Here is a 23361-nt window from a genome sequence, read left to right on the forward strand (position 1 = left end):
TCTGCAGTGGCTTTGCTGTTCGCAACCACACATTGAAAACTATGCTTTTAGTTTTTTAGCGTTTTGTCTGCTACTATAATTCTTTCTATGGGGTTGTGATTGTATGTATCTGCATGCCATATCCTATCGCCTTCAAATTCTATTTGATACAGTATCTCACCCGTCATAGCATCTAGTTTGATGATTTCCCAAGTTGATTTATTAGTAGTTTTTTGAGTATCTAAAATTAATTGCCAATATTTTTTTTCTTTTCCTTCTTGTGTTATCTCTGCTCCCCAATATTCATCTTTGCTATACAAAGGTGATTTTCGTTCAAGAATATATTCAATCACTTTTTCATAACTAAATCCCCAGACTTGATCGTGGTCTACTGTTTTTTCTAGTTTGCCTTCTTGATTGAAAAAATATTGTCTACCCATAAATATACTTTGATTAGGACGTGAAGAAATTATACATTTACTATGTATGTAACCATTCTTATAATAGCCTTTTGCAATAGTATAATAAGAGTCCTTTGCAGTAAATGAATATCCAAAACGACCTATTGTTGAGCCATGAAGTGAAGTAGTGCCTATATCATTAATTTTTCTATAAGAATAACTATTGTATTTAAATCCTACATAAGGTGCTGTATTTCCAATTGATTCTTCAATAATTAAACCGTCTTTGTAATCTTCAAGGTTCAGTTTTTCAAATTCTGGAGTAATGATAGGTCGTTCCATTTTATTTTTATTTAGTGTTGTTGTAACAGTTTTGTTTTCTACTTGTGCTTTGCAATTGGCAAATAGCACAAGAGCCATTAGTAAAGTTATTGTTCTCATAGTGTGGGTATATAATGTGCAGGTTCTGCAGTGGCATGACTGTTCGCAAACACGCATTGCCAATGGTACAAAAAGTATTGTGCACCATTTGGCCCATAATCCATCAAATTACGGGTCGTTTTTTCTTTAAAAGAATGCTTGCCGTTTCTTTGTGGATTTGTTTCGCTGTTAAATATTGGATTGATGTGGTTTTTACTCTCCCAGGTATGGGGCAATTTTAGAGAATGATATACCTCGTGAGCAGAACTGGTAAGGTCTGCACCCTTTAGCATCACAATATTTCTTGGTTCATTTCCGCTGGTAAAACCGCCGAGAGAACCCGCTGTAGGCCCTTGAGTATTGTTTGGATTAATATAAAAACCACCTTGTGGCATGTAAAAGACTCTCATGTAATTGTCATATTTATTTCCAACCCCTGCTTTTGCCTTTAGTTTGGTGTACAAATAGTCATCTATATCTTTCCAGCCTCTGGGCACAGTAGCACCGTGCTTGTGGTAGCATTTTAATCTTCCGCCAACTACAAATTTACTATTGAAATCATCACGACCATCCGGAATAGTTAATAATTTTAAAGTCTCCACATCAAAAACGGGATCGATGAGCGATTGGCGCAAATATTTTCTGATGATGTTTTTTTGCCCAGCTTCTGTTACGTTTGGCAGTAAAAAACCTTCTTCGACTGTATTAATAGGGTCATTATCAATATCGGTTATTACATTAACGAGTACTATTTTTTTTATTTTTCGTTTGCTGGCATCGTTGGGCAAAACTTTGAGTATTCCTGCAAGTTTTCTAACTTTGCTGGTATTTGCAGGGTCTGGGTGCGCCATGATGGTGTAGGCTTTAATTTCTTTGTATGCCGTTGCAAAAGTTTTTTTGCATTTTATTTGTATGTCCATCGTGTTAAAAGCACTGGCACCCGTTACTGTTTTGGTTATTTGCAACTGTTTCATTCGGTCTTCTGGTCGCGCAGTTGCATTGGTTGCTGATACATTGGTTGCTGGTGTCGCAAGAAGTGATGGCACAACAGGTGCTGCGCCTGTAAATACTGTAATATCAAAAAAATCATTTTCAAATTCAAGTATCAACTCCTCTGGAGCAACTATAACTTCAATTTGCAATTGCAAAATTGCAACAGCATCTACATTTTCATTTTCATTTTTATAAATCGATAGTTTAGGTTCTAAATAATCAATACTTGCACCTGAGGCATCTAACCTATTCAATGAGGTAAATTTTCGATATTCGCTTATTAGTTTATCATACAAATCTTTAACACCGTTGCGGTTGGCATCTCTTGTATCTCCCACAAATGGGCTGGCAACTGTGTTGTTGTTATACGTTCCCAAAATAGTTTGGTAATCTACATCGCCAGCAAGGCTGGTTTGCCCAAGGTTGGTTCCGTTACCTGTTCTCATCCAATCAAACATAAATTCGCCTTTCCAGGTTGGGGTAGGTCTAAACATCACTGTTGCTTGCGCATCGATTACGCCTGCGGGTGGGACTACAAACCTTGGACTATTAAATTCTACATTTGCCATATCTATTATTTATTGCCTTTTATTTGATTTTTTTTATTTGAAGTCAAATTCAAATTTTCTTCTGTAGCTACTATTTCAATCTTTTCGGCTGTTTCCAGAAAGATTTTACTTTCACTAATGTAGTTCCCTTTAATCCTAACATATAAATTCTTTGCTGTTTTATTGATTGCCATAAAATGATTTTTTAAAGATTAAAACATATTTGATTTTTCTGCACTATTTACTTCAACAGTTTTTTGACTACTTTCCAAAAGCATATTTTCTTTAGTACTAAAGACACTTACTTTCTCTGCATGTTGAGTAGATTCTAATGAACTTCGAATATGTTTCTGTTCAATAACTTCCGTTTTATTATTGGCATTTTCAGTAAAATCTCCAGCAGCAGTTTGAGAAATGTCTTGCCCCGCTGTTTGAAAAATATCTTTATTTGCAGAATTATCAATATTTTCTCCTGCACTTAACGATATATTCTTACCTGCAGTAACAGTAAAATTATCTCCGGCATTTACTGTAAAATTCTTTGGCGCATTTACATCAATATTTCCCTGACCATCCATTTTCCATGTATTGCCGCTTGGATCTTCAATTAAAATACTTCCTTCGGCATCATTCAAAATAATTTTAGTTCCTGAGCGGGTGTGAATCGCCTTGACATTGTTTTTGCCATCAGCATAACCGCTAGACTCACTTCCATTATATTGCGTTCCTAAAACATACGGATTCTGCGCATTGCTTCCTTCAAAACCTACCCAAACCTCTTCGCCGATTTCGGGAATAAAATAAAATCCCTTGCCTGAACCTGAGTGCGGCTGTATCATTCGAATCCACTCGCTTGAATTGTTTCCGCCTGCCCAGTTAAACTGTACTTTTACACGCCCTAATCCTTCTGGATCATTGTTGTCTTTTACCTTGGCAGACTGTGTTTCGGCTTTGGCAAAGGCATGGACATCTGTATAATATGGTGCGGCAACATCTGCAGGAATGGCTTTGAAATTACAGGCATAGTTTCCATGAACTTGCGAAAGGTGTGTCACTTCTGTCACAATCAGTTCGTGCTCTACAGTCTGGTTTATAATGCTAAAAACCTGACCAAGACCCAACGGAAAATATGATATTCCGCTGTAATATAAACTATTGGCATCGCTGCCTGCGGTTTGCAGTTTTACCATTTCTTGGATTTCGTCACTGCTTTGGGCATTGGTCGTGTAAGCTCCATTATTCAAATCGTTTTGGGTAACAGTTCCCTGGTTATGCCCCACAACAGCTGCGAAGCTGTCTTTGCTTCCTGAGGATGTTCTTGCTGAGGAGTTACGAATATTTGTGGCTCCATTATAATCATACCCTCCCAAAGAAATTTTATGAGAAGCCATATTGGTCTGTATTTTAAAACCATGCAGCGAAGATCCGTTGATGAGTTTTATTTTACTGGTTTTGGTTTGTCCGAACTGCATTCGCATTCCGTCAAAATAGAACCATTGGCCGTAACGTTTTGCCAATCGTTTTAAGAAATCAAAATTGGTTTCATTATAATGGGCCATATATTTGAATTCCTGAAGATAGGTGGATTTTATAGCATCTCTTTCGTAGAACTCTCCCGGCCCTTCTGCTAAAATATCCAATACGATATTATCCATACCTCTTTGCTGGTAGACTCTTGATTTTTGCATATCATCCAGCACTATACTATGGCTGATACCTTTAACATGTAATCCTTCGGCACTTCCGTGAAGATCTATGGAGGATAGTTCTGTTATGATTCCTTTACTCATTAACCTGATTCCGGTAAGGCTTTTAAAGGTAAAGATAACCTCATCTCCAAGATACGTTCGTAAAGCCTTGGCCTGATCTGCCGGATTTATGATCGCCTTGCCTGTATATTGCCACACAAAAGAAAAATGATGGTGATCTGCCATCTTTTGTGACAGTTCTAAATTATGATAAACTACGTTTTGGGTAAAACTCCCTATGCTGATATGTACCTGTTCTGAAAAATGTCCCATAAGTTATTTGGTGACATATTAAGTAAGAATTTGTTTCCAAAAATAACCCTTAAAGTTAATTATCCAAATATATTTCCTAATAATTTATACGGTTTTTTTTACATATTAAAACTACAGCTATCAAACCTAATTTTTACTGCAAAAAAAACGCTGTAAAACAAAAATCTTACAGCGTTGACAGTTCTATGAATTCAAACTTTATATTTAGTATGCTCAATAATTTTCTATAATCATTTATATTTCAAAAAAAATTATTTGGCAGCTTCAATTTTTGCTTTTACCTCCGCTTCACTTCCTTCAAAAACTTCAGTAGTTGTTTTGCCATTTTCTGTTTTTGTTAAAGTTCCTTTAGTAACTCCGTTTACGGTAGCCAAATTAACTTCAACACGTTTTTTATCATATTTACTGGTATCAAAACAATCTGTTTTTTGATGAACGTATTTTCCGTTTGCATCAAAATGAGCCAGGCATTTTGCAGTTTCTTCTTCAGAGCAGCCTTTTTCTTTACACATTTTAATACATTCTTCTTTGGTCATGCCAGACAGATCTCCACATTTAGAAACTCCACCTGCATGCATTTCAGTCTTCATGCAACACTTCATTTCTTTAGAAGGCAATCCACAATGCGGAATATTTGTTTGAGAAGAATGACCATCACCCAAGATAGGCGCAACCACCAAACCAATCAAACAAGTTAATTTGATCAGGATATTCATTGAAGGCCCCGAAGTATCTTTAAACGGATCACCAACAGTATCTCCGGTTACTGCTGCTTTATGAGCATCAGAACCTTTATAAGTCATTTCGCCGTTGATCATTACTCCTGCTTCAAAAGATTTTTTCGCATTATCCCAAGCACCTCCTGCGTTGTTCTGAAAAACAGCCCAAAGCACTCCTGAAACGGTAACTCCAGCCATATATCCTCCCAACATTTCTGCAATTAACTGATTATTGTCTATATAAACCAATTTTCCTAAAAGTACAATGGCAATTGGGAAACCAATTGTTAAAATTCCAGGAAGCATCATTTCGCGTAAAGCGGCTTTTGTAGAAATTTCAACACATTTTCCGTATTCCGGTTTTCCGGTTCCTTCCATAATTCCCGGAATTTCCTTAAACTGGCGACGCACTTCGTAAACCATATCCATCGCTGCTTTTCCAACAGAATTCATCGCTAAAGCGGAGAAAACAACCGGAATCATTCCACCGACAAACAACATGGCTAAAACTGGCGCTTTGAAGATGTTGATTCCGTCAATTCCTGTAAACGTTACATAAGCTGCAAATAAGGCCAATGAAGTCAAAGCTGCGGAAGCAATTGCAAATCCTTTTCCTGTTGCAGCAGTTGTGTTTCCTACAGAATCTAAAATATCTGTTCTGGTACGAACTTCTTTTGGCAGTTCACTCATCTCTGCGATTCCTCCCGCATTATCTGAAATTGGTCCGAACGCATCTATTGCCAATTGCATAGCCGTTGTTGCCATCATTGCAGATGCGGCTAAAGCAACTCCATAAAATCCAGCCAAAGCATACGAAATCCAGATTGCTGCAGCAAACAAAATTACGGTTGGAAAAGTAGAAATCATTCCCGTTGCTAAACCAGCAATTACATTAGTTCCGGCTCCGGTAGATGATTTCTGAACAATCGCTAATACTGGTTTTGTCCCTAATCCTGTATAATATTCTGTTACGGATGAAATGGCTCCACCAACCACTAATCCGACCAATGTTGCGTAAAAAACACGCATTGATGAAATGTCTTTAGAGCCTTCTCCAAAAAAACTCATTTGCATTGTTTCGGGCAACATGTATTGTACTAAAAAGTAGCAGGCGATCGCGGTTAAAACAATTGAAATCCAGTTTCCTATATTTAATGCTTTCTGTACTTGTGCTTCTTTTGCATTGTCATCTGATATTTTTACGACTGTAGTTCCAATAATGGAGAATAAGATTCCGAAACCGGCAATTGCCATCGGAAGTAAAATTGGCCCAATTCCACCAAAAGCATCATTGATACTTCCGCCCATATCTTTTATCACATAATTCCCCAAAACCATTGCTGCCAAAACTGTCGCCACGTAAGATCCAAACAAATCAGCTCCCATACCCGCAACGTCTCCTACATTATCTCCCACGTTATCTGCAATTGTGGCCGGATTACGAGGATCATCTTCCGGAATTCCTGCTTCAACTTTACCAACTAAATCAGCCCCAACATCAGCTGCTTTTGTGTAGATTCCGCCTCCAACTCTGGCAAATAATGCAATTGATTCTGCACCAAGTGAAAATCCTGCTAAGGTTTCAAGAACTACGGTCATTGTTTCTGTGTCTTTCCAGACTCCGCCAGAAAACAAATTAAAGAATATGATGAAAAAGGTGGTTAAGCCTAAAACCGCCAAACCTGCAACTCCAAGTCCCATTACGGTTCCGCCTCCAAAAGAAACTTTCAAGGCCTGTGGCAAACTTGTTCTGGCTGCCTGAGTGGTTCTAACGTTTGTTTTGGTTGCGATTTTCATCCCTATGTTACCTGCATAAGCTGAAAATAATGCGCCAAAAATAAATGCAACTACGATTAATAAATGTGTTTTTACACCTGGAATAAAAGTAATTCCTGCCAAAGCTAAGCTTGCAATAATTACGAAGATGGTCAATAGCTTATATTCGGCTTTTAAGAAGGCTAAGGCTCCTTCGTAAATGTAATCTGAAATCTCTTTCATCTTGCCATCGCCGGCATCTTGTTTTAAAACCCAACTCCTTTTTATTCCCATGAAAAGTAATCCTAAAACTGCCATTACTATAGGCAGGTAAATCATAAATGCATTCATATTTTATTGGTTTTGGTTAATAGTCAACAAACTAACAAAACGAATTTAAACAAAAAAGCAATACTCTTAACGGAGTATTGCTTTTTTTACAAAATATGATGCCTGAAATTATTTAATACTAAATAATCCTTCTGGTTTGTTTTCAATTTGATTAAAACGATCTGTACATTCTTTAATAATAGCGAATGCTTCGTTTACGTCTCCCCATCCTTCTACATCTACTTTTTTGTTTTCAAGGTCTTTGTAAACCTGGAAGAAATGCTCGATTTCTTTTAATAAGTGTCCGTTAATGTCAGAAAGGTCGTTTAATGAATTCCAGATTGGATCAGAAACCGGCACACAGATAATTTTTTCATCCGGTCCTTTGTCATCTGCCATGTGGAAAACTCCAATTGGCTTAACTTCTATCACACATCCAGGGAAAGTTGGTTCGTTGATCAAAACCAATACATCAAGAGGGTCACCGTCAAGAGCTAAAGTTTCAGGGATAAATCCGTAATCTGCCGGGTACATCATCGAAGAGAATAACATTCTGTCGAAACGCATTCTTTTGATTTCAAAATCGTACTCATATTTATTTCTGCTTCCTCTTGGTATTTCGATCAATACATCGAAAGTTGTTAGTTTGTCTGCGGTCATTTTCTTTTTTTATTATATCTATAATTTCTTCCCGATGATATTTAAATTTTGGTTGTCAGGAACCCACTTTTATTTCATCGGAATATTTTTTTATTTTTGTGGGTTTCGGTTGCAAAAGTAACCTAAAGAATCCTTTTTTACAATGAAAAAAATACATTAATCTCTATACTTTATTCATTAATTAACATACTTTCCTTTTATATAACAGATAGTTAATATGTAATCTTACGATTTCGCTTATTTAAGTAATAATGCCAAAGCAAATAGGTCGCATAAGACCGATACGGGCTCCATTGTTTCGTATGGATTTCCATTTGCTCTTTGTCATGAATATTCAATAATTCTTTGATCGTATTTATGACTGCAATATCTCCAAGCGGAATTAAATCCGGTTCCTGAAGACAAAACATCAGATAAATATCGATGGTCCAGTTTCCTATGCCTTTTAATCTAATGAGTTCTTCCCGAACTTCTTTTGCCGATTTTGACGCCAGGCTTTCGATATCTAATTCTTTATCTAAAACTGCTTCGGCTAAAATTTTAATGTATTTTGTTTTCTGACGGCTCACACCAAGATTTCTAAATTCTTCATCAGATAAAACCAACATAGTCTGCGGATTACAAGTCGTATATGCTTTAATTTTTAAGAATGTAGCTTTCGCCGAATCTATAGAAACCTGTTGTTCGAGAATTAATAAAACCAAAGTTTCAAAACCCTGAGGCCTTTTGGGAATTGTTGGCAATCCATATTTCTCGATAATATCCTGAAATATTGAATTCTTGGTTAATAAATAATCGATGGCTTCTTGCATAACGTTATTTTTTTAGCCCCGATTACTTCACTTAACTTTAATTTTAATGGGAGTTCAGTGAACTTCGTTTGTAGTGAAAATCCTTTTGTGCCGGGGTTCGGCACAAAAGATTGCAACGAATAGCGGGAATAGCTTCTAAATTAATAAATATTTAAAATAAAACTTAATTTAAAATAAAAAGAGAAATCACACAAGCTCAAATAATGAGTTAATGTGTGATTTCTCCTTCGTCGAAATTGACAAATATTATGTTTCTTATTTATTAGAAATAGAATCCGAAAGATCCTTTTACTGCAAATTTAGCAGCATCCGGCATATTCAAATAATTACCTCTCCATGAAAAATCAATTCTGAAAACTTTAAAGATATTTCCAATTCCGGCATTATATTCCCAATATACTTTTTCCGGGGCATTATAAGGTAATCCTGACGCATTTAAAGCGCGATTTTCATCAGAAATTGTTCCATGAACGGCTCTGATACCTACAAACTCTCTCCAGTTCAGTTTTCTCATAAATGGAATACGGGCAAACAATCTTCCTCCAAAATCATGATTCCATTGCAATGTTGTATACTGATCCGTTACAAATTCATAGAAATTCAGGTTGCTAAATGTATTTTCGATTGTAAAATACGTTTGGTTCCCCGGAATTACACTCATTAATCCTAACGGAATGGCACCAAAAGTCTTTCCCGTTTCAAGGGTAATATTTGTTCTTCCTAATGGTCCTATAATAATGGGCTGCCTATAAAATAATTGTACTTTTTCATAAGCAAAATCACTATTCATAACTCCTTTAAGTCCATAACTGAAATTCACAAAGAAATGACTGAAAGGACTATCAACAAGATCCCGCTCTACCCCATAACCAATGGTTTTACGATTTGGCATAAACTCGAACTGGATATTGGCCTCAGTTTGTGTCACTTTATTTTCAACCACACCAGACGGATCCGAAGCAGACGGCAGAACTTTGTAGTAGTCCAAACTAAATGTCTGAGATGCCGATTCTAACGTTCGGTACGAAAAACCTGCTGAAACAATAAAGTTTTTCTTAGCCTCCATTTCAATAGAAACGTTACTCAAATTAATATTGGTTAGTTTTCCGTTGCTTCCAGTTGTAAACAAAGCCGAAGAAGCAAAACTTCTTCCTAAAACATCATTTGTAGTGGTTAAACTCGCGCCTATTTGTTCGATGTCACGCCTGTTTCCTCCGGAAATAATTACTCGGTTTTTCTTATCAACCATCCATTTTCCCGAAACACCGTATTTGAACTTATTATCATCAAAGCCATAGGCAGTGTAGGCTTGTATACGCCAAGGATCATTTGGGCCAAAATAGGTTCTTCCTCCAACTCTTAATCGTAAACCTTCGACTTCATTATAACCAAAGGTTGAAAAGATAGGTCCGTAATCAAAGTTTTTAAATTCGACATAACCACTTCCTAAAATGGAAACTAAACTATAAAGCTGTTTAAATTTCTTGACTGTCTGTAAAGTATCGAGCATTTTATAAATACCCTGCTCATCTTTGTTTAGCTTTTCAAAACGATTTTCTTCCCAAAATTCATCCGGTCGTTGATAAACAGCGTTGTCTATAAAATTGACTTCTTCTTTATAAAATTTTTCCGGTTTTTGAATGTTGAATTTATGATTGCGATACAAAGTCGTTCGTTTTCCATAAACTCCTTTTGATTTTTCCTTTTTGTTTAAAGCAAAATCAGACATCATATAGTCACGTGTCAAAAGAAAAACCGAGTCGTTTTCAACTTCAAATTCCTGTTCGATATAAATATCTTTTACCCAGTTAATATTAGCACTTTTAGTAACGCCCATATTAATTTTCTTAATGGCAAAAGTTGTGTCGTTTACCCAGAAATCTCCCTTAAAAGTTAATTCGTTTTTACGTCTTGGATAAAAAACAATATTATAACACCATTTTTTGTCTATAAAAGCACTGTCTTTCAGTACGTAATTATAAACATCTATTCCTGTTTTCGAAAGTGGGCTTGTAAAACTCTTATCAAAAAATTTAAGGTGATTATCGTAAATATTATAGTCCGAATAAAGATCTTTTACAAAAGACAAAATCTGCTGATTCCCATTGAATCCGGACATTTTGTTTCCTGTAATGTTTTCCTTTACTTTTTTTAATTTATTATCCCCGTAAACGTCATAAACAGATTCGTTGATAAAAATTGGTAAATAGGTTTTTCCGGTAACATCAGAAGTATCCACATGCTTGAAAACAAACTCCATTCCTTTAAAAAGTTTATTTTTCATAAAAGCACTATCAATAGTGTTCATGTCAAATTCGACTTTTTCGTACTTCTGCATTTGATATTGATTGAATTGGTAGAGACCGTTTTTACGTTTTCTTTCCCATATTTTTCTCAAAATATCCAATGCCGGATTATTCTTTTTTGATGTTTTCCCTGTAAAAATGACAACTTCACTAAGTGCCTCGGGCTCGTTTAAAACAATCTTAAAATCATAGTTTACAGCTTTTTCTAAAGGAATTTCTTTATCTGAAAATCCTGCCGAAGTAACCAGTAAAGCAGTATAAGTATTTGGCGATTCTAAATAAAAACGACCATCTTCATTTGAAACGATACCCGTATTTGAACCCTTGAAAACAACATTTGCAAACGGAATAGGCTGATTGGATTTGTCCATAACAATTCCACTCACTTTAGTTTGCGCTAAAGCATTATTTGCAAAAGCAAATACAAAAAACAGACTAAGGAAAATTATTCTTTTCATATTACGGCAAAAAAAAACTTCATCAATGAACTATGACTGATGAAGTTTTTATGAATTTTGTATGTATTATTATTTGTACATTACTTTTTTCACTGCTTTTACTACATCAGCTGCATTTGGCAGCCAGTCTTTTAGTAAAACAGGAGAGTAAGGTGCTGGTGTATCAGCTGTTGTAATACGCTGAATTGGCGCATCAAGAAAGTCAAAAGCCTGCTCTTGTACAATATAGGTGATTTCAGATGAAATGCTGGCAAATGGCCAGGCTTCTTCTAAGATAACCAAACGATTTGTTTTTTTAACTGATTTTAAGATCGCTTCATTATCCATTGGACGAACGGTTCTTAAATCGATGATCTCACAAGAGATTCCTTCTTTGGCTAATTCATCAGCAGCAATAAAAGCTTCTTTGATAATTTTTCCAAAAGAAACAATCGTAACATCTTTTCCTTCACGTTTAACATCGGCAACTCCTAACGGAATTGTATATTCTCCGTCCGGCACTTCTCCTTTATCACCATACATTTGCTCAGATTCCATGAAGATTACAGGATCATTATCACGGATAGCTGATTTCAAAAGTCCTTTAGCATCGTAAGGTGTCGAAGGAACTACAACTTTAAGTCCCGGAGTGTTAGCAAACCAGTTTTCTAAAGCCTGAGAGTGAGTTGCTCCTAATTGACCTGCAGAAGCAGTTGGTCCACGAAAAACGATAGGCACATTAAATTGTCCACCTGTCATTTGACGCATTTTAGCAGCATTATTTATAATTTGATCAATACCAACTAAACAGAAGTTGAAAGTCATATATTCTACAATTGGTCGGTTACCATTCATTGCAGAACCTACTGCAATTCCTGTAAAACCAAGTTCAGCAATTGGAGTATCAATTACTCTTTTTTCGCCAAATTCAGCAAGCATCCCTTTTGAAGCTTTGTATGCTCCGTTATATTCTGCAACTTCTTCGCCCATTAAATATATGGATTCATCGTGACGCATTTCTTCGCTCATCGCTTCGCAAATGGCCTCTCTAAATTGTATTGTTCTCATAGTTGTATATTATGTTCTTTTTTTCTGATGAGCAAAAATAAATATTTTAAATAACTTAAAAGCATAAATTAAGTCTAAAAAAAAGGAAGATTCTGCATTAATTATAGTTTACTGCTGTTTTCAACCTAAAAAGTACCTTTTCCTTAATTACGAAATCGATTTCTTTATAAAGATTATGCAAATAATTATTTTTTTCAGACAAACTTATTATAATTTGTTGGATTCTTCAATGCTAAAAAGTTTCTTTTAAGTAGTGCAATCAAAAAGAAGCAGGCTATAATTATACAAAGTTTTAAAAAACGGAAATTACTTTTTAAAAATCACAACTATTTGAAAATTTAATATTTGCAATAAAAATCTTTCTAAACGGCGCTTTTAATTCATTCTGAAATAATGTTTTTAATCTAACACTCTTTATATTTTCCGGTCTTAAGCGAAAACGTAATAGTTTTTAAAAATATTATGCGTGCATAGTATAATTATTCCAAATTAAATTCTAAATTTGTAAAAGCATATTATAAATTCAAAATATATACTTATGAAAATACTAGTTTGCATCAGCCATGTGCCTGATACTACTTCAAAAATCAACTTCTCCAATGGTGACTCAGAATTTGATACCAATGGTGTACAATATGTAATTAATCCTAATGACGAGTTTGGTTTAACACGTGCAATTTGGTTTCAGGAACAACAAGGAGCTAACGTAACCGTTGTAAATGTAGGAGGTCCTGATACTGAACCAACTTTACGCAAAGCTTTGGCAATAGGTGCAAACGAAGCGATTCGTATAAATGCAAACCCTACTGACGGATTTTTTGTTGCAAAACAATTGGCTGAAGTAATCAAAAATGGCGGATACGACTTAGTAATTGCCGGTAAAGAATCTTTAGATTATAATGGCGGAATGGTTCCTGGAATGATTGCCGGAATTTTAGGTTCAAACTTCTTAAATTCCTGCACAAGTTTGACTGTTGATGGTAATAACGTAAAAGCAGTTCGTGAAATCGACGGTGGAAAAGAAACTGTAAGCACTACTCTTCCATTAATCATTGGAGGACAAAAAGGTCTTGTTGAAGAAAAAGATCTTCGTATTCCTAACATGAGAGGAATTATGACAGCAAGAACAAAAGCCCTTACGATTCTTGAGCCTGTTGATGCGCCGATAAACACTAAGGCAGTGAAATTTGAAAAACCAGCTCCTAAGTCAGCAGTGAAATTAGTTCCTGCAGATAACTTAGATGAGCTAATCAATTTATTACACAACGAAGCAAAGGTGATTTAAGATATTTTATTGAATGAATTAAGATTAACAATTTTTGATTTCAGATTTAAAATCAAAAATTTAGTTACTCTAAAATCGTTAATCACAAATCTAAAATCGTTAATCACAAATCTAAAATCTAAAATTATTATGTCAATATTAATATATGCAGAATCTGCAGAAGGAAAATTTAAAAAAGTAGCTTTTGAATTGGCTTCTTATGCTAAAAAAGTAGCTGAGTCATTAGGCACTACTGTTACGGCTTTGGCTGTAAACATCAGTGATGTTAGCGAATTAGCTAAATACGGAGTTGATAAAGTTTTAAAAGTAAACAATGAGAAATTAGCTGGCTTTACAGCGAAAGCTTACGCTGATGTAATTAAACAGGCAGCTCAAAAAGAAGCCACTAAATTAGTTTTGCTTTCTTCAACAACAGACAGTATTTATCTTTCATCATTGGTAGCCGTTTCTTTAGAGGCCGGTTTTGCTTCAAATGTGGTTGGATTACCAGTTAGTACAGCTCCTTTTCAGGTAAAAAGAAATGCTTTTTCAAACAAAGCTTTCAACATCACAGAAATTAGCACAGATATTAAGGTTCTTGGACTTGCTAAAAACTCTTACGGAATTTTTGAAAGTACAGAATCTGCAACAGAAGAAGATTTTAATCCTACAATTGGAGATAACGATTTTGGTGTAAAAGTAGAATCTGTCGAAAAAGTAAGCGGTAAAGTTTCAATAGCTGACGCAGATATAGTAGTTTCCGGAGGGCGCGGATTAAAGGGTCCTGAAAACTGGGGATTAATTGAAGATTTAGCTGCAGTTTTAGGAGCCGCAACTGCATGCTCTAAACCAGTTTCTGATTTAGGATGGAGACCTCACAGTGAACACGTTGGACAAACAGGCAAGCCAGTTGCCACAAATTTATATATTGCAGTTGGAATTTCCGGAGCTATCCAGCATATCGCAGGTATCAACTCATCAAAAGTAAAAGTGGTTATAAATAGTGATCCCGAAGCTCCTTTCTTTAAAGTAGCGGATTATGGTATAGTTGGAGACGCATTTGAAATCGTGCCAAATTTAATTGAGAAATTAAAAGCTTTTAAAGCACAGCATTCATAATTTAAAAATCTCTATAAAAATATAGCCACCTAAAAACAAGATAATTGTATCTTTGCTTTAGGTGGCTTTTTTGTTCCATATTTTTTGATTAAAATTGCACCTTTATTTCGAATCAAAAAAAGTATTAAAATGAGGTACTAAGTGCCTTTTTTACAAACATATATGAGTCTAGTAAAACTATCAATAAAAGGAATTTCATACAGTCAAACTCAAAATGGCGCTTATGCCTTAATTTTGAACGAAGTCGATGGCGAAAGAAAATTACCAATTGTTATTGGTGCTTTTGAAGCCCAGTCAATCGCTATTGCATTAGAAAAAGAAATTAAACCTCCTCGCCCATTAACACATGATTTATTCAAAAATTTCGCTGAAAGATTTGATATCGTTGTAAAGCAAGTCATTATTCACAAATTAGTTGACGGTGTCTTTTATTCAAGTTTAATTTGCGAAAGAGATAAAATCGAAGAAATTATTGATGCAAGAACATCTGATGCAATTGCTTTAGCATTGAGGTTTAGCGCTCCAATTTTTACTTATAAAAATATTTTAGATAAAGCAGGAATTTATTTGAAATCGAATACTGCTGACGCTGATCAGGGTTCTCAGGAACTTGATGATGTACTTTCTAATCCCGAAACTTTTGGGCATGAAGAAGAAACCAATCAATCCGGAGATGTTTATGCTAAACACAGTTTACAAGAGCTAAACGAACTTTTAGATCAGGCCGTTTCTCAGGAAGATTATGAAAAAGCAGCAAAAATCAGAGACGAAATTTCAAGAAGATAATTTTAAGGCTATAAGCCATAAGCTTTAGGCAATAAGCTTAAAGCACAAAACATAAAAAAACAAGCTAAAAGCAATTAGGAAAAAGCCTAAAGCTTACGGCTTAAAGCTTAAAGCAATCATGAAACAATACTTAGACCTGGTAAAACACGTTTTAGAAAACGGCAATCAAAAAGGTGACCGAACCGGAACCGGAACTAAAAGCGTCTTTGGCTACCAGATGCGTTTTGATTTAAGCGAAGGCTTTCCAATGGTCACAACCAAAAAATTACACTTAAAGTCAATTATTTATGAATTGCTTTGGTTTTTAAAAGGAGATACTAATATCAAATACCTCCAGGAAAACGGAGTAAAAATATGGGATGCCTGGGCAGACTCAAATGGTGATTTAGGACCGGTTTACGGGCATCAATGGCGCAATTGGAACAGCGAGGAAATCGATCAGATTTCTGAGTTAATTACCGAGTTAAAAACAAATCCAAACAGCCGAAGAATGTTAGTTTCGGCATGGAATCCATCAGTTCTTCCGGATACTAAAAAATCATTTGAGGAAAATGTAGCAAACAATAAAGCTGCCTTACCTCCCTGCCATGCCTTTTTTCAGTTTTATGTAAGCAGTCCGGATCTCGAAAAAGGTGAAACAAAAGGAAAATTATCCTGTCAATTGTACCAACGAAGTGCTGATATCTTTTTAGGCGTTCCTTTTAATATTGCTTCTTATGCTTTATTGACCATGATGATTGCCCAGGTTTGCGATTTAGAATATGGTGAATTTATTCATACTTTTGGTGACGTCCACATTTACAACAATCATTTCGAACAACTGGAATTGCAATTAACACGTGAACCAAAACCATTACCAAAAATGATTTTAAATCCTGAGATTAAAAACATCTTTGATTTTGATTATAATGATTTTACACTTTTAGATTACGAACCACACGCGGGAATAAAAGGAAGTGTTGCTGTATAGTTTTATAAAAAAATCCGCTTAAATTTAAGCGGATTTTTTTATAAAACTAAAACACTATTTTCACTTCCTGCAAAATCATTCCATCTGTATGAATCTGCTTCAGGATCATTCACATACAATCCATCAATTACATACTTAAACTCATAAATAGCATCTTTTACCAAGTCATAAGTAGCTTTAAAAGTTCCGTTTTTTAGTTTACTCAAAGTTCCTTCCTCTATGTTCCAGTTATTAAAATCTCCTACCACAGCTACAGAATCAGCATCTTTGGCATCAATTGAAAATGTAACTTTCACAACTGGTTTAGTTTTTACAAATTGCTTTTTTAAAGACATAACAGTTTCATTTTTAGGTTTATACCTCAAAGTTCGCGAATTCAGTTCAGTAAACAATGCCTATCGATATGATTTATCATTCTGGCAATTAGAAACATTTTTTTTTACAATATCCCTATTTTAAAGCCTTAAAATTTTTGAATTCGGATTTATCGCCAATTTTGAAGCAAATATTATTTATTGAAAATAGTGAGTTCTCAAAATAAATTATAACTTTATATTCTAATTTTTAATAATTTATGGAAAAAGAAGTGCACGAACAATACGAATATGCCCGTAAAAGAATTAGACAAAAAAAAGTATTATATTTTCATTTTGTACTTTTTCTGTTAGGAAGTTTATTCTTATTTGTTGCTGATGTTTTTTTTGGATTACGTATTGGTGAAGAAAAAAATTGGTGTATTTGGATCATTACATTATGGTTTTTTATTTTTATTTTGCACTTCATAAAAATTTACATAACCGATAGATTTATGAATAAAAAATGGGAAAGAGAGCAGATCGAACGCTTAGTTTCACTTCAGCAAAAGAGAATCAATCAATTAGAATCTTCCATAAGTGAAACTCTTGAAAATAATATTTAGTTTTAATATACTATGCTTATAATGATAGCGGCCGTTGCCGAAAACAATGCCTTGGGAAAAAAAAACAAATTAGTCTGGCATCTCCCAAATGATTTTAAAAGATTCAAATCTCTTACGACCAATCACCATATTATAATGGGGAGAAAAACTTTTGAAAGTTTCCCGAAACCGTTACCAAACAGGACGCATATTGTAATATCCCGTCAGGAAAATTACAACCCAGGAGGTTGTATTGTGGTTGACAGTATTGAAAAAGCAATTGCACTATGCCCAGAAAACGAAGACTCATATATTATAGGAGGAGGAGAAATTTATACTTTAGGATTACAGTATGCTGATATAATAGAAATAACACGCGTACATCATACTTTTGACGCTGATGCCTTTTTCCCTAAATTTAATGAAAGGGAATGGCAATTGGTAGAATCCGAAGAAAACTTCAAAGATGACACCCATCTTTATGACTATACGTATGAAACGTATATCAAAAAATAAAAAAACATCCTCAATTTCTTGAGGATGTTTTTATTTAAATCCAATGATTAGAGCAATGACCTACTCCTGAAACAATATTTGATAACATAAAATAAAAATTACAAATATTAAAAATACTCCGGAAAGGAATATGATAACATTTGATATTTTTTGAGAGTACATCTCAAAAAAACCCTTAATACCAAATACCACGAAGGTACTAAAGGCAAAGAAAATTAAAATTTCCAAAAACAAATTTAATCCTAAGAACGTATTTTGCACTTTAAATATAATACTGCTCTCAAAAACAGTACTTTCAAAACAGCTTACAAGAACAAATGAGATGCTAAGCGCAAGGAGCACCCATTTGATTTGGGTCATTGTATCTCTATTTATCATTGAAAAAATATTAACATTTTTACAGATGCTAAATTGACCAATAAATACTTTACCTACAATACCCACTTTTAGTGATTTTATAACCAAGTCTGAAAAAACATTTTCTATCGTAATTGAGAAACACAATTGCAGTTAAATACTTTATGTTATATTTGCGTAAATAAAAAAAATGTCTGAAAAAATAACTCCGTACAAAAACTCAACATTAGGCAAAAAAGAACAAGTTGCACAAATGTTTGACACTATATCAGGAAACTACGATAATTTAAATCGTGTAATTTCGTTTGGAATAGATGTAAAATGGCGTAAAAAAGTTTTGAAAATAGTTTCTGATTCAAAACCAAAAATTATACTTGACATTGCTACTGGAACCGGAGATCTTGCCATTTTGATGGCACAAAGTAATGCCGAAAAAATTATTGGCCTAGATATTTCAGCCGGAATGCTTGAAGTTGGCAGAAAAAAAGTAGAAGAAAAAAAACTTTCAAACAGAATTGAATTAGTCTTAGCTGATTCTGAAAATATGCCTTTTGAGGATAATTACTTTGATGCCATAACTGTTAGTTTTGGTGTTAGAAATTTTGAGAATTTAGAAAAAGGCTTTGCCGAAATTTTAAGAGTTTTAAAACCAAATGGTGTATTTGTAATTTTAGAAACTTCAGTTCCTGTTAAAACACCTTATAAACAAGGATATCGTTTTTACACCAAAAATATACTTCCAATTATCGGAAAATTATTCTCCAAAGATAATTCAGCTTATGGATATTTATCAGAATCCGCAGCTGCTTTTCCTTATGGAGAAGCTTTGAACAATATTTTGAGAAAAATTGGGTTTATAGATGTTGTGGCAATGCCGCAAACTTTTGGTGTAGCAACCCTATATTCTGCTTCTAAAAAATAGTATGAAAAAAACAGTAATCTTAATTTTATTAGTATTATCGACACAGGGATATTCTCAATTTGCTAAAAGTATGTTTAGCAAAGACCCTATTATTAACCTGGAAAACTGGCAAAAACAACGCCTATACTTTGGGTATTATTTAGGTTTTAACAGCTTTGATTTCAAATTTGATTACAAAGAAGTCGTACAGGATATCCAGGTAAAAAAAACAACAGGGTTTAATGTTGGGGTTGTCGCAGATTTAAGATTGCAGGAATACATCAATTTACGTTTTGAACCAGGTTTGTACTATACAAAACGAGATTTACATTTTGCTAATTTCACTTCAGAAAATGATTATTTAAGAGAAGTTAACAGTACTTACATTCATTTTCCTTTGTTATTGAAATTTTCAGCTTTACGCACCGGAAATATACGCCCGTTTTTAACAGGAGGACTTTCTACAACTTTAAATTTATCCAGTAATTCAAAATCCAGAGATGATAATTTCGAAGGTACATTTAGAGCAAAAACCTGGAGTTCTGCTTATGAAATTGGTTTCGGTATAGATATCTTCTCAGAGTATTTTATTTTTTCGCCATCTATCAGGGGTATGTTTGGCATAACGGATGAATTAATCAGGGACAATAAAACACCTGAAAATCCAAATAGTCCCTGGACAGACAACATAGATTCTATGAAATCGAGAGCAATTTTAATAAATTTTACTTTTCATTAAAACAAAAGCTTAACAATTTCGTTTAAACTCACTAAGAACAATAGCGGTGGCGGTGGCTACATTTAAACTTTCAGTTTTTTGTAGTGTCCCAAATCTGGGAATTGTGAGTCGGCTTGTTACCATTTTTTCAATCTCTGCTGAAATACCATTGGCTTCATTACCCATAATAATGATTCCGTTTTGAGGCAATACAGATTGATAAATATTTTCACCATTCATAAAAGTTCCAAAAACAGGCAATTTTGCGTTTGTTATAAAAGATTTCAAATCAACATAATTAACATTTACTCTTGTAATAGACCCCATTGTGGCCTGAACTACTTTAGGATTGTAAATATCAACTGTCTCTTTTGAGCAAATAATTTGTTGAATTCCAAACCAGTCGCAAAGCCTTAAAATGGTTCCTAAATTTCCCGGATCACGTATATCGTCTAAAGCTACAATTAAGCCTGAGTCGATTATAGAATTTTCGGCAGGAATTTTGAATACAGCCAAACATGTATTTGGAGTTGACAAAGCGCTTATTTTTTTAAGTTCTTGTTCAGTAATAGAAACACGTTTTGAAAACGCAACTGTTTCAAAATCATTTTGTGTGGTAAATAAATGCTCTAATTCAAAATTGGATTGCAACAATTCCTGAATTACTTTTATTCCTTCAGCAAAAAATAATTGATTAGCAAAACGTTGCTTTTTTTGATGTAAACCTGATATAAGTTTTATTTGGTTTTTACTAATCATAAAATAATGTACTTTTGAATTAAATATTTAAAAACACTTGAAAAAGATTTTTACAAAAATAACAGCATTTATTCTAATAGCAATATTTATTTGCGCTTGTAATGCTGTGAAAAGAGTCCCAAACGGAAAAAGCTTACTTACAAAAAATGACATTATTGTAAATGGCAAATCTACAAATGATGAAACCGCTTCAAATCAAATGTATCAAAAACCTAATAGTAATTTATTAGGATACAAGCTGCGATTAAATCTATATAATCTGGCGAAATTAAATCCCGATTCTTCCTATCAGGCAAAATTTAAAAACAACCCGGGCAAATACGAACGTCAGTCGAAAATATTATCTGCTAAGCAAGTTGATCGTCTTGGGCAATCTTTTTTGTACAAAGGAATTCATGAGTTCTTAAAGAAAACCGGTGAAGCTCCTGTAATTATTGATACCTCAAAAACTAAAAAAACTTTACTTCGCTTAAAATCTTATTATTTTAACAACGGATATTTTAATGTAGCAACGAATTACAACATAGACAGCGTAGGTTATAAAAAGGCAAAAATTAATTACAATATTACAACCGGACCTGTTTACACTTTAGATTCTATTAGAACCAGTATTAGCACTCCGGCTTTAGATTCATTATATACAAAAAATCCTGAGCCTTCTGTTTTAAAATCAGGAAATCAATTTAAAACAAGTGATTTTGAAGAAGAAAAAAATCGTATTACTACCTATTTTAGAAATCACGGTGCCTACTTTTTTCAACCAACTTATGTTACTTTCGACGTTGACACTATTGGTAAAAAAAACAAAGCAGATATAAATCTAATTATTAAAAACAACAGCATACAAGAAAAGGATTCCAGCAGAACAGAACCTTTTAAATTGTATAAAATAAGTGACGTTAATATTTATACTGATTATTCTCCCGCACGTGCAAAAAGCCAAATTAAGGACAGTACTACCTACAACAACTTTAATTTGTATAGTTATGACAAATTAAAATACAAACCCCGCGCTATTACAGACGCGATTTTTATTACCAAGGGCGGAACTTATGCTGATTTTAGAACTACTCTTTCAACACGTTATTTAAACAATCTGAAAATTTTCAATTATCCATCGATACAATACGAAGTTGACAAACGGGATTCTACATCACAATCATTAATTGCAAAAGTTTATTTAACGCCAAGAAAAAAATACAGTTTTGGAGCTACTTTAGATTTAACCCATTCCAATATCCAGGATTTTGGAATTGGAGCCAGTGTTTCAGAAACAATTCGAAATGTCTTTAACAGAGCTGAAACCTTAGAAATTTCTGCCCGTGCAAATATAGGTTCATCAAAAGACATGGCGAATCCTAATGATAATTTCTTTAATGTTTCTGAATATGGAGTTGACATGAAACTTAATTTCCCGAGAATTCTAATGCCTTTTGGCACTGAAAAGATTATTCCAAAAAGCATGATTCCATCTACATCAATAGCGGCTGGTTTTTCTAAACAAAGGAACATCGGACTGGACAAAGAAAGTTTCACCGGGGGTCTATCCTATCTTTGGTCTCCAAAAAGATATAATTCTGCAAAATTAGATTTACTAAATGCACAATATGTTCGTAACCTAAACCCTGCTAATTATTTTAAGGTTTATACTTCTTCTTATGATGAATTAAACAATATTGCAAACGTATATAATGTTACTGAATCTAATGTTGATAATAACGGAAATTTGAAAATAAATGAGGGAACAACAGGTTTTACAGATGATGTTATAAATAAAAGAACAGCACTAACACCATCAGATCCGGAATACAAAGATGTTGAAAGCATAGAAGAAAGAAGAGTACGTTTAACTGAAAATGATTTTATTTTAGCCACCAGTTATACGTTTACCAAAACAACTAAAAAGGATTTAGCAGATAATACCTTTTATCAATTTAAAACCAAAATAGAATCTGCAGGTACTTTGTTATCGGCTATTTCAAATGTGGCAAGTTTACCAAAAAATTCAAATGGCGATTACGAGATCTTTAATCTGGCATATTCCGAATACTTAAAAACCGAATTTGACTACATCAAGCACTGGGATTTTGGAAAAGAAAAAGTATTGGCTGTGAGAAGCTTTTTTGGAATAGCAATTCCTTTTGGAAACTCAGATTACATTCCTTTTTCGCGAAGTTATTATTCCGGGGGTTCAAATGACAATCGTGCATGGCAACCTTATGCATTAGGCCCCGGAAGTACAAATGCCGTAAATGATTTTAATGAAGCCAATATGAAAATCGCTCTTAGTGGCGAATTTAGGTTCAAAATTTTCGGAGATGTTAAGGGGGCAATTTTTGCAGATGCCGGAAATATCTGGAATGTTCTCGATAATGTAACTGATGAAAAAGCAAAATTCTCCAGCTTAAACGATTTCGATGAAATTGCTTTAGGATCCGGATTTGGTTTACGGTACGATTTAAGCTTTTTTGTTATTCGTTTAGATTTAGGCTTTAAGACTTATAATCCGGCGCATGACAAGGGAGACAGATGGTTTAAAGAATACAATTTTGGGCACTCGGTTTTAAATTTTGGGATAAATTATCCATTCTAATGCTAATTAATTCTTATTTTTGCAACCTAAA

Annotated in this window: 20 protein-coding genes; 9 read left to right on the plus strand and 11 right to left on the minus strand. The window is 34.2% G+C overall.

Annotation, left to right across the window (positions count from 1 at the left end; genetic code table 11):
* Nucleotides 1-47: 47 nt before the first annotated feature.
* From FLACHUCJ7_RS02880 to FLACHUCJ7_RS02920, 9 genes are all read right to left on the minus strand, one after another.
* Nucleotides 48-821 carry a hypothetical protein gene (locus FLACHUCJ7_RS02880; RefSeq protein WP_180907856.1) on the minus strand — a complete coding sequence of 258 codons (774 nt, stop codon included), beginning with the start codon at nucleotides 819-821 and terminating at the stop codon, nucleotides 48-50.
* A complete protein-coding gene (locus FLACHUCJ7_RS02885) occupies nucleotides 818-2362 on the minus strand; it encodes a hypothetical protein (RefSeq protein ID WP_180907857.1) in 1545 nt (514 codons plus the stop codon). Before FLACHUCJ7_RS02885 ends, FLACHUCJ7_RS02880 begins: the two co-directional genes overlap by 4 nt.
* A 5-nt stretch (nucleotides 2363-2367) precedes the next feature.
* Entirely contained in the window at nucleotides 2368-2535 is a 168-nt protein-coding gene (locus FLACHUCJ7_RS02890; protein ID WP_180907858.1) for a hypothetical protein, read from the minus strand.
* An 18-nt stretch (nucleotides 2536-2553) separates the two neighbouring features.
* The gene (locus FLACHUCJ7_RS02895) at nucleotides 2554-4362 is read right to left on the minus strand and encodes a type VI secretion system Vgr family protein (RefSeq protein WP_180907859.1); all 1809 of its coding nucleotides are present in this window, start codon (nucleotides 4360-4362) and stop codon (nucleotides 2554-2556) included.
* 251 nt (nucleotides 4363-4613) lie between these two features.
* A complete protein-coding gene (locus tag FLACHUCJ7_RS02900; protein ID WP_180907860.1) occupies nucleotides 4614-7187 on the minus strand; it encodes a sodium-translocating pyrophosphatase in 2574 nt (857 codons plus the stop codon).
* A gap of 108 nt (nucleotides 7188-7295) precedes the next feature.
* Nucleotides 7296-7826, minus strand: a complete 531-nt coding sequence (locus FLACHUCJ7_RS02905; protein WP_078227119.1) for an inorganic diphosphatase — start codon at nucleotides 7824-7826, stop codon at nucleotides 7296-7298.
* Nucleotides 7827-8038: 212 nt separating this feature from the next.
* A complete protein-coding gene (locus FLACHUCJ7_RS02910) occupies nucleotides 8039-8638 on the minus strand; it encodes a DNA-3-methyladenine glycosylase family protein (protein WP_180907861.1) in 600 nt (199 codons plus the stop codon).
* A 262-nt stretch (nucleotides 8639-8900) separates the two neighbouring features.
* Complete coding sequence (locus FLACHUCJ7_RS02915) at nucleotides 8901-11402, minus strand: DUF5686 family protein (RefSeq protein WP_078227117.1); 2502 nt, start codon at nucleotides 11400-11402, stop codon at nucleotides 8901-8903.
* A 69-nt stretch (nucleotides 11403-11471) separates the two neighbouring features.
* Nucleotides 11472-12449, minus strand: a complete 978-nt coding sequence (locus FLACHUCJ7_RS02920; protein ID WP_031454284.1) for a pyruvate dehydrogenase complex E1 component subunit beta — start codon at nucleotides 12447-12449, stop codon at nucleotides 11472-11474.
* A gap of 538 nt (nucleotides 12450-12987) precedes the next feature.
* Here FLACHUCJ7_RS02920 and FLACHUCJ7_RS02925 point away from each other — a divergent pair.
* The 4 genes from FLACHUCJ7_RS02925 (at nucleotide 12988) to FLACHUCJ7_RS02940 (ending at nucleotide 16588) form a co-directional block, all read left to right on the plus strand.
* On the plus strand, nucleotides 12988-13734 hold the full coding sequence (locus FLACHUCJ7_RS02925; RefSeq protein WP_180907862.1) for an electron transfer flavoprotein subunit beta/FixA family protein: 747 nt from the start codon (nucleotides 12988-12990) through the stop codon (nucleotides 13732-13734).
* Between the two features lie 129 nt (nucleotides 13735-13863).
* Nucleotides 13864-14832 carry an electron transfer flavoprotein subunit alpha/FixB family protein gene (locus FLACHUCJ7_RS02930; RefSeq protein WP_180907863.1) on the plus strand — a complete coding sequence of 323 codons (969 nt, stop codon included), beginning with the start codon at nucleotides 13864-13866 and terminating at the stop codon, nucleotides 14830-14832.
* Nucleotides 14833-14994: 162 nt separating this feature from the next.
* Nucleotides 14995-15618, plus strand: coding sequence for a bifunctional nuclease family protein (locus FLACHUCJ7_RS02935; protein ID WP_031454281.1), 624 nt, complete (start codon nucleotides 14995-14997; stop codon nucleotides 15616-15618).
* A gap of 118 nt (nucleotides 15619-15736) precedes the next feature.
* Nucleotides 15737-16588 (plus strand): thymidylate synthase, encoded by an 852-nt coding sequence (locus tag FLACHUCJ7_RS02940; protein ID WP_180907864.1) that lies wholly within the window; start codon nucleotides 15737-15739, stop codon nucleotides 16586-16588.
* 38 nt (nucleotides 16589-16626) lie between these two features.
* On the opposite strand, the gene FLACHUCJ7_RS02945 is transcribed toward FLACHUCJ7_RS02940, so the two are convergent.
* Nucleotides 16627-16923 carry an isoamylase early set domain-containing protein gene (locus FLACHUCJ7_RS02945; RefSeq protein WP_078227115.1) on the minus strand — a complete coding sequence of 99 codons (297 nt, stop codon included), beginning with the start codon at nucleotides 16921-16923 and terminating at the stop codon, nucleotides 16627-16629.
* Between the two features lie 239 nt (nucleotides 16924-17162).
* Here FLACHUCJ7_RS02945 and FLACHUCJ7_RS02950 point away from each other — a divergent pair, with 239 nt between their 5' ends.
* The 4 genes from FLACHUCJ7_RS02950 (at nucleotide 17163) to porT (ending at nucleotide 19999) form a co-directional block, all read left to right on the plus strand.
* Nucleotides 17163-17507: a 2TM domain-containing protein gene (locus FLACHUCJ7_RS02950; RefSeq protein WP_078227114.1), complete on the plus strand. Its 345-nt coding sequence runs from the start codon at nucleotides 17163-17165 to the stop codon at nucleotides 17505-17507.
* 12 nt (nucleotides 17508-17519) lie between these two features.
* The gene (locus FLACHUCJ7_RS02955; protein ID WP_078227113.1) at nucleotides 17520-18002 is read left to right on the plus strand and encodes a dihydrofolate reductase; all 483 of its coding nucleotides are present in this window, start codon (nucleotides 17520-17522) and stop codon (nucleotides 18000-18002) included.
* Nucleotides 18003-18549: 547 nt separating this feature from the next.
* Nucleotides 18550-19281, plus strand: a complete 732-nt coding sequence (ubiE, locus tag FLACHUCJ7_RS02960) for a bifunctional demethylmenaquinone methyltransferase/2-methoxy-6-polyprenyl-1,4-benzoquinol methylase UbiE (protein ID WP_078227112.1) — start codon at nucleotides 18550-18552, stop codon at nucleotides 19279-19281.
* A gap of 1 nt (nucleotide 19282) precedes the next feature.
* On the plus strand, nucleotides 19283-19999 hold the full coding sequence (gene porT / locus FLACHUCJ7_RS02965) for a type IX secretion/gliding motility protein PorT/SprT (protein WP_078227111.1): 717 nt from the start codon (nucleotides 19283-19285) through the stop codon (nucleotides 19997-19999).
* Nucleotides 20000-20008: 9 nt separating this feature from the next.
* Here the strand turns inward: porT and FLACHUCJ7_RS02970 are convergent, their stop codons facing one another.
* On the minus strand, nucleotides 20009-20737 hold the full coding sequence (locus FLACHUCJ7_RS02970; RefSeq protein WP_180907865.1) for a TrmH family RNA methyltransferase: 729 nt from the start codon (nucleotides 20735-20737) through the stop codon (nucleotides 20009-20011).
* A gap of 37 nt (nucleotides 20738-20774) precedes the next feature.
* On the opposite strand from FLACHUCJ7_RS02970, the gene tamL reads away from it, so the two are divergent.
* Nucleotides 20775-23330: a translocation and assembly module lipoprotein TamL gene (tamL, locus tag FLACHUCJ7_RS02975; RefSeq protein WP_180907866.1), complete on the plus strand. Its 2556-nt coding sequence runs from the start codon at nucleotides 20775-20777 to the stop codon at nucleotides 23328-23330.
* The last annotated feature ends 31 nt before the right edge of the window (nucleotides 23331-23361 follow it).

The sequence above is a fragment of the Flavobacterium salmonis genome (assembly GCF_903819435.1).
Taxonomy (GTDB): Bacteria; Bacteroidota; Bacteroidia; order Flavobacteriales; family Flavobacteriaceae; genus Flavobacterium; species Flavobacterium chungangense.

What these genes read in the sequence shown, in the direction of transcription:
- FLACHUCJ7_RS02880 (WP_180907856.1), bottom strand. Translation starts at nt 821, where the DNA reads ATGAGAACAATAACTTTACTAATGGCTCTTGTGCTATTTGCCAATTGC.
- FLACHUCJ7_RS02885 (WP_180907857.1), bottom strand. Translation starts at nt 2,362, where the DNA reads ATGGCAAATGTAGAATTTAATAGTCCAAGGTTTGTAGTCCCACCCGCA.
- FLACHUCJ7_RS02890 (WP_180907858.1), bottom strand. Translation starts at nt 2,535, where the DNA reads ATGGCAATCAATAAAACAGCAAAGAATTTATATGTTAGGATTAAAGGG.
- FLACHUCJ7_RS02895 (WP_180907859.1), bottom strand. Translation starts at nt 4,362, where the DNA reads ATGGGACATTTTTCAGAACAGGTACATATCAGCATAGGGAGTTTTACC.
- FLACHUCJ7_RS02900 (WP_180907860.1), bottom strand. Translation starts at nt 7,187, where the DNA reads ATGAATGCATTTATGATTTACCTGCCTATAGTAATGGCAGTTTTAGGA.
- FLACHUCJ7_RS02905 (WP_078227119.1), bottom strand. Translation starts at nt 7,826, where the DNA reads ATGACCGCAGACAAACTAACAACTTTCGATGTATTGATCGAAATACCA.
- FLACHUCJ7_RS02910 (WP_180907861.1), bottom strand. Translation starts at nt 8,638, where the DNA reads ATGCAAGAAGCCATCGATTATTTATTAACCAAGAATTCAATATTTCAG.
- FLACHUCJ7_RS02915 (WP_078227117.1), bottom strand. Translation starts at nt 11,402, where the DNA reads ATGAAAAGAATAATTTTCCTTAGTCTGTTTTTTGTATTTGCTTTTGCA.
- FLACHUCJ7_RS02920 (WP_031454284.1), bottom strand. Translation starts at nt 12,449, where the DNA reads ATGAGAACAATACAATTTAGAGAGGCCATTTGCGAAGCGATGAGCGAA.
- FLACHUCJ7_RS02925 (WP_180907862.1), top strand. Translation starts at nt 12,988, where the DNA reads ATGAAAATACTAGTTTGCATCAGCCATGTGCCTGATACTACTTCAAAA.
- FLACHUCJ7_RS02930 (WP_180907863.1), top strand. Translation starts at nt 13,864, where the DNA reads ATGTCAATATTAATATATGCAGAATCTGCAGAAGGAAAATTTAAAAAA.
- FLACHUCJ7_RS02935 (WP_031454281.1), top strand. Translation starts at nt 14,995, where the DNA reads ATGAGTCTAGTAAAACTATCAATAAAAGGAATTTCATACAGTCAAACT.
- FLACHUCJ7_RS02940 (WP_180907864.1), top strand. Translation starts at nt 15,737, where the DNA reads ATGAAACAATACTTAGACCTGGTAAAACACGTTTTAGAAAACGGCAAT.
- FLACHUCJ7_RS02945 (WP_078227115.1), bottom strand. Translation starts at nt 16,923, where the DNA reads ATGTCTTTAAAAAAGCAATTTGTAAAAACTAAACCAGTTGTGAAAGTT.
- FLACHUCJ7_RS02950 (WP_078227114.1), top strand. Translation starts at nt 17,163, where the DNA reads ATGGAAAAAGAAGTGCACGAACAATACGAATATGCCCGTAAAAGAATT.
- FLACHUCJ7_RS02955 (WP_078227113.1), top strand. Translation starts at nt 17,520, where the DNA reads ATGCTTATAATGATAGCGGCCGTTGCCGAAAACAATGCCTTGGGAAAA.
- ubiE (WP_078227112.1), top strand. Translation starts at nt 18,550, where the DNA reads ATGTCTGAAAAAATAACTCCGTACAAAAACTCAACATTAGGCAAAAAA.
- porT (WP_078227111.1), top strand. Translation starts at nt 19,283, where the DNA reads ATGAAAAAAACAGTAATCTTAATTTTATTAGTATTATCGACACAGGGA.
- FLACHUCJ7_RS02970 (WP_180907865.1), bottom strand. Translation starts at nt 20,737, where the DNA reads ATGATTAGTAAAAACCAAATAAAACTTATATCAGGTTTACATCAAAAA.